The organism is Agaribacillus sp. DX54, assembly GCF_056858335.1.
On sequence record NZ_JBXEQE010000022.1, the window covers coordinates 107,003 to 119,689 of the forward strand.

The window sequence follows — 12,687 nt, forward strand, 5'->3', positions numbered from 1 at the left end:
TGTGTAGTAATGGCGCTTAACTGGAAAAGAAATGGATTTTTTTTTCAGGATTAAATGAGTATCTTTGAGACCGATCGGTCTTAAAACCGCTTTAACAATAAATAATCTTCCGGAACAGGGGATGTTGAAATGACAAAAGGTCTGAATACAAGAGAGAAAATCATCAGTAAGTCTGCAGAACTTTTCAATGTACATGGTTATCATGGGTGTTCATTGAGTGATATCATGGAAGCCACGGACTTGAAAAAAGGTGGAATTTACAATCATTTCAAAAACAAGGATGAAATAGCGCTCGAGGCTTTTGATTACAGTTTTAAAAAAATGTTGAAGCAATTCCGCAAACGGCTGGATTATGACAAGACACCGACAGAAAAGCTGCATTCCATTATTGAGGTTTATGCCGAGCTGGCGTCGGTACCGGGGATGGAAGGAGGCTGTCCAATATTTAATACGGCTGTTGATGCCTCCAACACCCATCCATTGTTAAAGCAAAAGGCCAATGAAGCTATCAATTCATTAAAAAAGTACATAGAAATAAAGGTGCGGGAAGGCATAGCCTCAGGCGAGTTTAGAAAGGACGCAGACCAAAATGACCTGGCCACGCTGATTATTATCACACTCGAAGGGGCCATTATCATGTCAAGGGTTAATGATAAATCCTGTATCGATGTGGCCGTCAAGACCTTAAAACGATATTTAAAAGAAAGGATCTATAAACCATAAAATTTTTTTTATTAAAAAAGACCGATCGGTCTTAAAATTGAAACTATGAAAAATAAAAAATCAAAAACACCACTCATGATGATTGCCTTCCGGAAGCTTTTTCCCGTAGTAGAAAAAGTACTGCCACCTTTGGCCAACAGATGGGCTTTCAACCTGTTTTTCAAACCAATAAGGTTTACCTGGCCAAAGCGCGAGATGCCAGTCATGGAAAGTGCCGTTAAGTTCAGGTTGAATGCAGGTAATCTGCAAGTTCAATGTTATTCCTGGGGGCAGGGCCCGGTGGTGCTTTTTGTACACGGGTGGTCAGGTAGAGGAACCCAGTTTTTCAAATTTGTCGAGCCCTTTGTTGAAAGGGGATTTAAGGTGGTGGCATTCGATGGTCCGGCTCATGGGGCTTCTTCCGGTAAGCGCACAAATATTATTGAATTTGAACAGGTATTAAAAGCGTTACAAGAATATTATGGGGATATCTGCGGGGTAATCACGCACTCCTTTGGCGGTGCGGCAACTATTTTTGCTATGAGCCAGGGATTGCCTGTAGAAAACCTGATAAACATCGCTAGTCCTACCAATGGAGATAAAATTATAGAGGAGTTTTTGAAAAAAATCAATGGCAGTGCAAAAGTTGGCGCCAGCTTTGACAATCTCGTACAAAAGAAGTACGGGAGACCGTTTAGTTCTTTCAGCAGCGAAGTGCTGGCGGAGCAACTACCTCCATTTAACCTGTTGTTAATACACGATAAAAATGACAAGGAAGTAAGTATTGACCAAGCCGAGACGCTGAAGGCATTAATCCCCGGGGCCGAAATCATGGTTACCTCTTTGTTAGGTCATACAAGAATTTTGAGGAATGAAGCGGTAATTGACAAAAGCTTGTCATTTATCATAGAAAAAACCAAAAAGCCCGAGTTCACAGGCACCTGAAAGAGGTTTTATCAGGTGCTTGTAAACTGTCGGGATTAGTAAACTTTTAATTTCTTTTTGTTTTTGACAACTTTTTCGGCGAGTTTAACGGCCTCAAATGCGTTAACTACTCCACCGGTTCTGCTCAGATCGCTGAAGAGTACTTCTTCCTCTTTGCCCCCGGGTTTCAAAACTTTTAATTTGCTATGTTTTACCGAAGACTGAATGACGATATCCCGTACCTGTTTGGACGTCAATGACGGAAAGTAGGATTTCAGGATTGCCGCAACCCCCGAGGTTACAGGCGCAGCCATGCTGGTACCACTGGCGCTTTCATATGCCTGTTTTGGTGCTGTGGAGTAAATGTCAACGCCGGGTGCAAAAACATCTACTGAGTTTTTTCCGTAATTTGAAAATGTAGCAACGGACTCTTTCCCATTCTTCCATGACAAAGCTCCAATTTCAAGCCAGTTTCTGGCATCTTTTCCGGACTCGTAGGTCTGTGAAGGGAAATTATCTTTTACATCTATATCTTTAGAGCTGTTACCTGCCGCGTGTATTAATAAAACATCGTTTTTTTCTGCATATTTTACGGCCTTATCTACCACAGACTTGTAAGGGGAGTACGACTTGCCGAAACTCATATTGATGATCTGTGCACCATTGTCTACGGCATACCTGATGGCATTGGCGATGTCTTTGTCTCGTTCATCACCATTGGGAACTGCCCTGATGGCCATTATTTTAACGTTATCGGCTACACCGTCAATGCCCAAATTGTTATTCCGAGTGGCGGCAATAATTCCTGCCACATGGGTGCCATGGAAGTTAAATTCTCCCTTTACATCATTGTTTCCATAGTATCTCTCCTGTTTATCCTCATAATCATCTCCTACAATATCCCTGGGATTATAAGATAAATTATATCCGTAATTGAGGCCTACATCAAAATATTCATTTCCCTTTTCAAACTCTTTTTCGTCGATCCCGCTCTCAAAGACATATTTCATCATTTGTTGGGCAGAGTTGACTTTCTCATCGGTTGATGAGACTGCCATCACATCTTCAAGGGTAAGCTCTTCGGTACCGATGTATGCTTCCATGAGCTTTCTGGATAACTTGTATCCTTCATAAAACCCCTTGAAACTCCTGTATTTGGTTTCCATATCACCGACTGTTTTTTTGTATTCTGCCTCCAGTTTCTGGAAATATTCGTATTCTTTATCGGCTTTTTTATTTTCCTCAGAAAGGCCTTCATACTTTTTGAGCAGTCTTCCGTATTCCCTGGTAAGTTCATAGGTATCCTTATCTACATTACCTTCAGGGCCGCCGATAAAATTCCATCCATGGATGTCGTCCACATAGCCGTTTTTATCATCATCGATGCCATTTCCTTCGATTTCGCCCTCGTTGACCCATATGACCCCTTGCAGATCCTCATGGTCTATGTCAATACCGGAGTCGATAACCGCCACGACAACAGAGCGGGATTTCTTCCCCTTTAACAATTCCCGGTAGGTTTTTGTAGAGCTTATTCCGTTGATCAGGTCCTCTTCCGGATCGAGGTGGAACCAATTTTCAGGAGCCTTTTCAAGGGTATCACTTGGCTTGTATTTATCATCAGGAATTCTGATAGCGTAGGCATCTGCTGCTAGTATCGACAGCATAAGAGCCACTAAAAATTTTGTTTTCATAAACGGATAAAATTAATATTATTTTCCTTGCTTCAGTGGTCCTTGCTTTCATTGTATAGATCAATCAAAAATCCCTCCAAAACAATTTTTGCAAATGGTCCCAGCAATTTCTCAGACTTTATTATCCAGCCTTTGAACTTAAAAGGTTTTGTTTCAAATTTTTAAAGATAGAAATTTCATGTAATTAAAGGAATTTTAAGGGTAGTAAAGTTCCGGAAATTACTGAATTTTTGTTTTATAGCTAAAAACACAGGTTTTCAAGTACCTTTTTTAGGCGGGGAGCCCCTAATTGAGCTCTACCAGACGGATTTCAAATTGAAGATCTTTCCCGGCCAGTTCATGGTTTCCATCTATTACAATGGTGGTTTCTTTTACCTGTTTTACAGTAACAATAAATGATCGTCCCTCGTTATCCTGAGATTGCAGTTTCTGACCGATTTGAGGGTTTAACCCTTCGGGTAAAATGGATTTGTTTAATTCCTGAATTAAATCATCTCTAACCGGTCCATAAGCCTGATCACAGGGTATTGTGACTTTTTTTGTCTCATTTAGCTTCATGCCAAGTACCGCTTTTTCAAAGCCGGGGATCATGTTTCCGGCACCTACGGTAAATGCCAGAGGCTCGCGGCCCTCTGATGAGTCAAATACTGAACCGTCGTCAAGGGTACCGGTATAATGCACTTTGACCTGGCTTTGATTGATAACTTCTTTCATTTTTTTTATTTCTTTTGTTTAACAATTGATCAGGGATAACAAAAACCAGGTCGCTGAAAAGGCTGCTGTACGAAATGGTTAAGTGATTATTCCATTTATTAGTAATTAGTCATATGAAAGGCCGTGAGTCTGGCCTTTTGCATAGGTTGTGGTAAAGATACAAAAGTTTTGGTAACTAAAGGAGGGGGCAGGAGGCGGGTGAGAGGAGTCAGAAGAGAGGAGACAGGGGAGGGGTGTTAGGAGCAGGGGGGCAGGGGATGATGAAGGTTTTTAGCTACTGATTGTCAGGGAGCTGGTTGTAGTATGCAAAGATTTTGATCAAATCTGTTTTTCTTTTTATCAGGAGGCCGTTTTGCTTGATATATTTATTTATGCCTGCCTCGTGTTCCCCGAAAAAATCAAGGAGTTCTCTTTTCTTTTTTGACAGGGTAACGATAAAGCCTCCACGCATAGTGTAGTAGTGATCTATCAGGTAGATATCATCTTTTCTGTGACTTCCACTGAGCGAAGTAGAAGAATTGCCCTGAAAAATTTTTACTACTTTATGGCAAAATAAACTGTGTTTACCCTCGACCAGTACCTCTAAAAAACCGGTGATTTCTTTATCTTTAAACATAAATTCACCGCAATTCATGTATTTGATTTTGCGGTTCAGCGCGGGTAGCAACCATTCAAAACTTCGCACATGCCTTCCATGCAGGATTTTCAATTCATCTTCCATTTGTAAAACAAGGCGGTTTCGGATAATGTCGTAACGTAAAGGGACATTGACAAGGTTTCCTTCCCCATAGAAGTTGATCTTACCTGTTTGCCAATCGGGTTCGGAATAGATGTGTAGGGCGTTGGGATTCAGTTTGACTGGTTTTATTTCAGAAACGGGTCCTGAACCTCCATAAATATATTGGCTGATTTCCTTATCAACGATCTGACCCAATGCCCTGATAGATGTGGTGAAACAGGCTTCTGAAATTAAAAATAAATACAGCGCAGTGGCTGAAATTTTGAAATTAAAAAAAATCATCTGATTGAATTTACGCGGAGTAAGTTATCAAGGTTACAAAGGTACATGCGGGCACCTGGTTTTAGATTTTTTTAATGATAGAGCTGTCCAAATAAGTATTATTTTCCGGCTTGTAACCAAATTTTATTTGTTTCCAAAAGTGGCACACCCCTTTGCTCCCTTTCCCTGCTTTCGCATAGCCTGGGCCTCCATTAAAGCATCGGCGACACATAGCCGGCGAAGCAAAGAAAGGGGGAGTTACTCCTCCCTTGAGATAGTTTAGGAGTGTATTGTTAACGTAAAGTCAAATAAAATTTGCCATTTCTTAGCCAGATAAAACTTATTGGACAGCTACTGATGCATCATATTTTCAATCAGTTACTGGCATCCCAGTTGGTTTCGGAGGTTCTCCGGCTAACCTGGTTAAATATTGATCCACGGTCACGCAGGTCAATGTAAGTATCATTGAGCCGGTCTGTTCGCCTTAAATCAATCCATCGGTGCCCGGCTTCAGCCCATAGAGAATACCTTCGTTGGAAAAGAATTTCATCGATCAAATCCGTTTCCAGGGTACTGCCGGTGTAATTTCCAATTTCCCAGGTGTTCCTGACTAGATTAATCGCATCTACAGCGTCATTGGTGTTCTCAAGTTTGGCACTTGCCTCTGCATAGATCAAAATGAGTTCTTCATTTCTTATAAATCTAATAGGCGCAATGTTGCTGGCCCACCGGTTATCCTGATATTCACCTGGAATATCGTTTCCATCTGCATCTGTTACTCCGGGATTAAATACGGCTTCTTTCCTTTTGAAAAATTTGTTTTCGACACGCAAATCTCCTGGGATGGCATCTTCTATCAATGCCGGGTGCACAATTACAATGGTATTTGTAGCCGCATCAGGTGGATAAAAAAGCGGGTTGTTAACATCCGGCGCTTCTCCATATACGATGGTAGGGCCTACATTCATTTGTTCTGCACCTGCTTCAAGCTTCAAAAAAGAGTCAGATAAATGGGTCAGGGTGCCGGGCCAATCTTCTGCGTATAAAGAGGCCCTGGCTGCAATAGCTCTGTTAAGTTGTGTGAAAGACTCAGGGGTGTCAAATTCATCAAAACCGGCTAATGAGAAGGCAAATGAAGAACCGTTTAACTCATTTTGCGCTTGGTCCAGGAGATCCCTGATGGCCTGTAAAGCGGCATCATAGGATAGGATAGGGCCGGGATTCAGGGGATCATTGACATCTACCCTGATGCCATTTTGAAATTGTTGCATCAATGGAATCAGTAACTGATAGGCTTTGATAGTTCTTGCAAACCCAATATAGCCGTTTCTTTCCTGTTCTGTAAGTGCAGTAGAGCCATTGGCCGCATCGATCAGGGTGTTGGCTTGTTTCACTGCTAAATAAGGCGTGATGTATGTACCTCCGGAGGCGAAGAAATCCGGATAGGTCACCCCATCTAATCCAATACCCAACCAGTCTGCGACGAATCTTGCATCAGATTGAAAATAGGCCCAAAGTTCCCGGCCAAAACTTCCGAACATTTGTGTGGCACTGCCATAAAAAGCCCTGTGCCTGGCCTCTAAGCCTGAAACCAGGGTTTGAAGTTCTGCTTTGCTGGCATCATTTAAAACACTTCCTAAGGAGGGGTTATTGGGATCCTCCACCTCATCGACTTCGCAACTGCTGATAATGAATATAAGCGACAACGCAAAGCCTAATTTATAAAATATATTTTTCATTTTTTCTAAATTTTGGATTACACCTGCTTAATTAAAAATCGATATTTAAGTGGAAGAACATCCTTCTTGAAGTAGGATAGGGTGTAACTTCGATGTTGGATGCTATTGGCTGACTTCCGAAGTTAGATACTTCAGGGTCATAGCTTTCGTAATCTGTCCACAGGAACAAGTTATTTCCACTAAATCCAAGTTTTACTCTTTCCACCAAACCGTTAAATAAACGGGTGGTTAAATTCTGTGGCAGCGTATAATATAATCCGATTTCCCTCAGTTTAACATAAGAAGCATCCTGGATATACACACCTGCATTGTTGTCTGAAATCCATTCCCTTTGCCGGTCTTCGCCGTTGGGTATGCCATCGCCGTCGTCGTCACCATTCCAGTTTGGCGTGGTTCCTCCATCGTCCCATAAAAATGCTGAAAGGTTGATGTTATCGCCACCTTGTTTCCAATGGAACAGGAAACTTAATTCCCAGTTTTTATACAAAGTGATCTGATTTAAAAATGTCATTTGAAAATCAGCCAGTCTGTCTCCATGCATCGTAAAACCTCCTGGTATATCGGCATCACCGGGTGTGCCAACGATAGTCGTTGGCGATAGTCCTTCTGCAATCAGATAGGTTCCCAATGTAGGCCCGAATCCGCCTGTGGTAAATGGGGGAATGTTTAATCTGGTAATTTCAGCCCTGTTTTTCCAGTACAACACTTTTGAAAACCAGTTAACATTGTTTGTTCTGACGGGAGAACCACTCAAAGCCAGTTCTATTCCTCTGTTTTCAAGATCTGCGGCATTTGTGGCGATGGCCTGAATACCCGTTGATTCTGCCGGTACCTGATCCAGGATCAGGTCATTTACCTCTTTGATATAATAGGTAGCTTCCAGTGAAATTAAGTTTCCAAAAAAACTTGCATCCAATCCGAATTCCAGTTCAGAGGCAGTTTCAGGTTCAAGATTAGGATCCACCCCTCTGACACTCACCTGACCGCCCAGCGATCCGCCAATCAACTGGGGAGTAAGTGATTCGAAGGTATTGCCAAAATTTGGCAAACCGCCGGTTTCTCCATATGCGGCCCTCAGTTTTAACTGATTTACGTTGTTGACAGTCCAGAAATCAAAGTTAGCAATATTAGCGGCAACCGATGCCTTGGGGAAGGCGTAAAACTTATCCTGGTCCCTGTTCAATGTTGACCTATCGAAACGAACGCCTACCGTACCGATGATTTTATCGTCCCAATTAATTTCCTCCTGAGCCACTATTCCGACATCAGTTACTGTCTGATCGAATTGACCCTGTATCGATTGAACGGTGGCCCACCTCAGGTTCGTTTGTCCTCCGGACAATCCTCGGCCACGGGTCAGCAGGTTTTCCACACTCTGGTGTAACCTTACGGTACCAACCTGTGTGTTAAAGTTGGTTTTGCCAACATTGGTGTTAAATATTAAAAATGCTTGCCAGTTTGTATTCAAGTTATCGTTTCTCCCCCACATGACGTCACCGGGGTTAGCCAGGGCTTGCTGGTGTTGCAGAATTTCAGGAAAATAAACCAGCGAATTGGCGCTGATATAATCGATGCCACCCTGAGCTGTAAATTTTAATAATGAGTTATCTGTTTGCAACAGGTTAAGGTTGATAGCAGAAGACACAATAAAGCGGTCCACATTCGAGTCGTTGACGCCCAGATCTCTAATAGCCAATGGGTTATCGTTAAAGTAGGGGTTGTTGGGGTAGTTGCCCTGGGCATCAGGGAAAATATCTGCGTAAGAGGGCAAATAAGCGATGTTATAGCCGATGCTACCCCCGGTATTGTTTTGATTCCCCGTAAAACCGCGCTGGGTGCTGGATCGGATGTAATTTGAATTAAGGCTCATATCCAGTTTTTTGGAGAACTTGTGATCTATGTTGGCCCTGATCGAGTAACGGTCGAAACCGGTATTCTTTAGAATACCATCTTCGGTCCTCAGCCCGCCGGAAACATAAAAGGTGGTTTTTTCATTTCCTCCGGATACACTTACCTGAGTGTTACTCAAAAGAGGTGTTTCACCGTAAAATTCTTCTTCCCAGTTAGTTATTCTGCCCTCGGCGACCGCCTGAAGGTAGGCTTGAAGTTCTGCCTCGGCCCTTTCACCTGTGCCAAAAAAAGCTGTTATTTTGTCAGGGTTCCAATCGTCAAAACCCTGCAGGTTAAGGGCACGGGCAATGCCAAGATCCTGCCTTAGGCTCACTTTGGTTTTTCCCGCCTTTCCTTTTTTAGTGGTAATGATTATTACTCCGGCATTGGCCCTTGTACCATAAATCGCTGCTGCTGAAGAACCTTTCAATACCTCGATACTTTCGATGTCTTCCGGGTTCAAATCTGCAATCCTGTTAGCAGCATTATCTTGTGTGGTTGCATTTTGTCCACTGCTAGCCCCGCTGACCTGGGTACGGCCGGTCCTGATGGTTGAATTGTCCACATATACGCCGTCTACAATATATAGTGGTTGTGATGAACCAGCGCCTAATGTAGAGATACCTCTCAACTGGACACTGATGCCCCCGCCGGGAGCGCCGCCGTTGGCATTGATGTTAACACCGTTAAGTTTACCGTAAAGTGCGTTATCCAGCGTCTGCGGATCGGTAGTACCCAGTAACTCATCGGCTGATACAGTGCTAACGGCATTGGCAAGATTACTTCGCTTAACCGAAGAAGCAAGACCGGTGACCACCACTTCCTCGAGGTTGGTCACATCCTCCACCATGTCGATGTTAAGGGTACCAGTAGTACTATTAACCGGCAATTCTTTAGTAAGATAGCCAATAAAAGAAGCAACAATGACCCCCTCTGTGCCTGGGATGGTCAAGTTGTAATTACCATCGATATCGGTGATTACACCGATTGTAGTACCTTTTACAATCACATTCACACCTGCCAGTGGCTCCCCCGTGCCAGAGTCGGTGACTTTTCCGTTGAGCGAAAATTGCTGTGCGGAAACGGTCCCAACTGCCAGCAGCGACAAGGCCAGCAGCACTTGGAACTTTCGGTATAGTTTTCTCATAATCAATAAGAGTTTAATTAAGATTTGAATTATTTTAAGTTAATCCATTAGGAATAATTAGTGAAAGTTTTACCAAACAATCGTTAGGATACACTAAATAATCCTTAAAAAGTCAAATTTTTTATTGGTGGAGTGAAATTAAAATACAGGTGACCCCCCCAAATTTAAGGGATTTAAAATTTCAAAGAATAACGTAAAATGGGGTAATTATTACTAAAAAATAAAAAAAATAACGCAAAAGGTGGTAGCTTGATATGATTCTCGCTAATTATTGACACCACAAGGCAGAAATGCCGGTTTCTGTTTTGGTAAAATTTTGATATCCCGGCTAAGTTATAACAAAGTAGTCTGCGACATCCCGCCTCGAAAGCAGATGAATGACAGCGTTAACCTTTAAAAGCTCATCGGTGGTTTGGGGCATTCCAACCAATTTGACAACTGTCGTGTCCTCCTAGGTGAAAATGCGTTTTTGATAAAACCTATTGTAAAACCCTTAAAGGATTGACTATGAAAATGTCTATGATTGAATTACGGGATATCTTATTAAGATTTTTTGTTTTCGTTTTCTTATTGATTTTCCTGGGAATGGTATTGGAAGGATGTACCGATAAGTGTGAAACCACCCAGGTATATCATTACTACGAGCCGGTTTATACTTCCCTGGAAGATATCAGATCTTCGGTACAGCAAGAATCCCCAAGAGACATGGCAGCCTCCGGGAAAATCTATATTTATGGCAATACCCTGTTTGTCAATGAACCGGGAGAGGGGGTTCACGTAATCGATAATGCCGATAAAACCAACCCGGTACCGCTGAGTTTTATAAAAATACCCGGTAACTTCGACATGGCTGCCAAAGGAAATTATCTGTATGCCGACAGCTATCTGGATGTACTCACTTTTGACCTGAGTGATATTAACAACATCACGATGGTTAAAAGGATTGAAGATGTTTATCTTAACTCCAGGGTGGGGGGTATTGCATTAAATTCGGAGCGGGGTGTGATTACGGATTGGAACCAAATTGAAACTGTGAGTAATTTTGAGGGTGATTGTGGCGAATTTAATGGGCACATACACCTTTGGCAGGAAGGAGTTTTGCTTTCGTCTGACTTTGCCGGTGCCGGCAGGGCATCTTTATCTAACCTGCAAATGAACAGTGCCGCCAGTATTGCACCCCAAGCGGGTATCGGAGGTTCTATGGCAAGATTTGCCATTACCGCCAACCATCTGTATGCGATAGATGATTCACAGTTGTACGTCTTTAATATTACCAATCAGGCCGACCCGACGCTCGATAATGAAGTAAACGTAGGATGGGGAATTGAGACTATATTTCCCTATAAACAAAATTTGTTTATAGGTGCAAATAACGGCATGCATATATTTGATAACACCAACCCCTTGGAGCCCCGCCACCTTTCTTCTTTTATGCATTTTACGGCCTGTGATCCGGTGGTGGTGAACGATGATTATGCGTTTGTCACCCTGAGGTCCGGCAATATCTGTGATGGATTTGTAAATCAACTGGATGTGGTGGATATCAGGGATTTAAATAATCCTACCCTGGAAAAAACCTATCCAATGGACAATCCGCATGGGTTGGGCATCGATCGCGATAATTTGTTTTTATGTGAAGGGGAATTTGGTTTGAAGGTTTTTAATACTGAGGACGTACAGAAAATCAGTGATAATCTGATAAAACATATTGGAGATATCCATGCATATGATGTCATTCCATTTCAGAATAACCTGATTATGGTTGGTCAGGATGGGTTGTACCAATTTGATTATTCTGATCCTGCTGCTTTGCCTTTGCTGAGTCACATTCCTGTCGTAACTCCATCTGAGTAAGTAATGATTGATCCTGTTTACAAAATATTAAAGCGTTTCTTTTCACTGTTATTCATTGTATCATTGTACCAACCGTGTTTGCATGCGCAGCAAAATCCGGAAAGTGCCGGCTCAAAGGTGGTAATTCTTAAAGACGGCAGTAAATTAAAAGGAAAAATAGTCAAGACAGCTCCCGGAGAGTACCTCTCTGTGATGTTAAATGGGGGGCAGATTATAAAGATTTACCAGCACGATATCAGGAAAATAAAACTGCATAATAAATCGAATACGAAAACCACTTTTAACGAAGAAAGGGGTGAGATCATTATTTTAAAAGACGGTGGTAGTCTTTTTGGAAAAATAATAGATCAGGTGCCGGATGACTATGTCATTTTAAAGCTTAAAAATGAAGAAGAAGTAACTTTTTTTACCGAAGAAATTGCCCAGATCAAATATAATAAAAGACCCGGAACGGATTTTTATGATAAACAAAGTGGTTATTATCATGAGACTGACGTGGGGATATTGGTGGGAGAAGAGGACGTTTCACTCAAAAATTCTGTCAACTTTTCTGTTCATACGGTAAACGGATACCGGTTTAAGCCGTGGTTACAAACCGGCCTTGGGGTAGGGCTGGATTTTCAGCCAAACCTTCATATAGTGCCCTTTTATCTGAATGTCAGCGGAGATATTGGAAGATCCAAGGTAGTACCCCTGTATTTTATGAATGTTGGTTACACGTATGCTGAAGAACGCGAGGTTGACGATGTTGAGGTATTTCATGATGCTGAAGGAGGAAAATATCTTCACTTTGGTGGGGGTGTAAAAATAAAACTAAGCAAGATGGCCATGTTTCTAAAAATGGGATACAAATTGAGTGATGTACAAACTTCGAACAATTTTGTGGATTGGCTGGGCCGGGACACGTGGGACGTCACCGTGGATCGGCAAATCAGGCGATTTACGGTAACTTTAGGATTTGGTTTTTAATTTATAAAATCGCTTTGCAATTGCACGACGGCCCATGCCAGCAGGCTTGTAGCT

The 12,687-nt window shown here is 42.2% G+C and carries 9 protein-coding genes; 4 read left to right on the forward strand and 5 right to left on the reverse strand.

The window, feature by feature from the left end:
* The first annotated feature begins 129 nt into the window (after nt 1-129).
* Both AC04NP_RS20875 and AC04NP_RS20880 read left to right on the forward strand, forming a co-directional pair.
* The gene (locus AC04NP_RS20875) at nt 130-723 is read left to right on the forward strand and encodes a TetR/AcrR family transcriptional regulator (protein ID WP_482861884.1); all 594 of its coding nucleotides are present in this window, start codon (nt 130-132) and stop codon (nt 721-723) included.
* 45 nt (nt 724-768) lie between these two features.
* Nucleotides 769-1,647 carry an alpha/beta hydrolase gene (locus AC04NP_RS20880; RefSeq protein WP_482861885.1) on the forward strand — a complete coding sequence of 293 codons (879 nt, stop codon included), beginning with the start codon at nt 769-771 and terminating at the stop codon, nt 1,645-1,647.
* A 35-nt stretch (nt 1,648-1,682) separates the two neighbouring features.
* Here the strand turns inward: AC04NP_RS20880 and AC04NP_RS20885 are convergent, their stop codons facing one another.
* From AC04NP_RS20885 to AC04NP_RS20905, 5 genes are all read right to left on the reverse strand, one after another.
* Entirely contained in the window at nt 1,683-3,320 is a 1,638-nt protein-coding gene (locus AC04NP_RS20885) for a S8 family peptidase (protein WP_482861886.1), read from the reverse strand.
* Between the two features lie 285 nt (nt 3,321-3,605).
* On the reverse strand, nt 3,606-4,034 hold the full coding sequence (locus tag AC04NP_RS20890) for an FKBP-type peptidyl-prolyl cis-trans isomerase (protein ID WP_482861887.1): 429 nt from the start codon (nt 4,032-4,034) through the stop codon (nt 3,606-3,608).
* A 274-nt stretch (nt 4,035-4,308) separates the two neighbouring features.
* Nucleotides 4,309-5,055, reverse strand: a complete 747-nt coding sequence (locus tag AC04NP_RS20895) for a hypothetical protein (protein WP_482861888.1) — start codon at nt 5,053-5,055, stop codon at nt 4,309-4,311.
* A 353-nt stretch (nt 5,056-5,408) separates the two neighbouring features.
* Nucleotides 5,409-6,773, reverse strand: coding sequence for a RagB/SusD family nutrient uptake outer membrane protein (locus AC04NP_RS20900; RefSeq protein ID WP_482861889.1), 1,365 nt, complete (start codon nt 6,771-6,773; stop codon nt 5,409-5,411).
* A gap of 31 nt (nt 6,774-6,804) precedes the next feature.
* The gene (locus tag AC04NP_RS20905) at nt 6,805-9,810 is read right to left on the reverse strand and encodes a SusC/RagA family TonB-linked outer membrane protein (RefSeq protein WP_482861890.1); all 3,006 of its coding nucleotides are present in this window, start codon (nt 9,808-9,810) and stop codon (nt 6,805-6,807) included.
* A gap of 507 nt (nt 9,811-10,317) precedes the next feature.
* Here AC04NP_RS20905 and AC04NP_RS20910 point away from each other — a divergent pair.
* Nucleotides 10,318-11,664: an LVIVD repeat-containing protein gene (locus AC04NP_RS20910; RefSeq protein ID WP_482861891.1), complete on the forward strand. Its 1,347-nt coding sequence runs from the start codon at nt 10,318-10,320 to the stop codon at nt 11,662-11,664.
* 3 nt (nt 11,665-11,667) lie between these two features.
* Nucleotides 11,668-12,633 carry a hypothetical protein gene (locus AC04NP_RS20915; RefSeq protein ID WP_482861892.1) on the forward strand — a complete coding sequence of 322 codons (966 nt, stop codon included), beginning with the start codon at nt 11,668-11,670 and terminating at the stop codon, nt 12,631-12,633.
* Nucleotides 12,634-12,687: the final 54 nt, after the last annotated feature.

Coding starts and splice junctions, on each gene's coding strand:
- AC04NP_RS20875 (WP_482861884.1), top strand. CDS start 130: ATGACAAAAGGTCTGAATACAAGAGAGAAAATCATCAGTAAGTCTGCA.
- AC04NP_RS20905 (WP_482861890.1), bottom strand. CDS start 9,810: ATGAGAAAACTATACCGAAAGTTCCAAGTGCTGCTGGCCTTGTCGCTG.
- AC04NP_RS20885 (WP_482861886.1), bottom strand. CDS start 3,320: ATGAAAACAAAATTTTTAGTGGCTCTTATGCTGTCGATACTAGCAGCA.
- AC04NP_RS20880 (WP_482861885.1), top strand. CDS start 769: ATGAAAAATAAAAAATCAAAAACACCACTCATGATGATTGCCTTCCGG.
- AC04NP_RS20890 (WP_482861887.1), bottom strand. CDS start 4,034: ATGAAAGAAGTTATCAATCAAAGCCAGGTCAAAGTGCATTATACCGGT.
- AC04NP_RS20910 (WP_482861891.1), top strand. CDS start 10,318: ATGAAAATGTCTATGATTGAATTACGGGATATCTTATTAAGATTTTTT.
- AC04NP_RS20895 (WP_482861888.1), bottom strand. CDS start 5,055: ATGATTTTTTTTAATTTCAAAATTTCAGCCACTGCGCTGTATTTATTT.
- AC04NP_RS20900 (WP_482861889.1), bottom strand. CDS start 6,773: ATGAAAAATATATTTTATAAATTAGGCTTTGCGTTGTCGCTTATATTC.
- AC04NP_RS20915 (WP_482861892.1), top strand. CDS start 11,668: ATGATTGATCCTGTTTACAAAATATTAAAGCGTTTCTTTTCACTGTTA.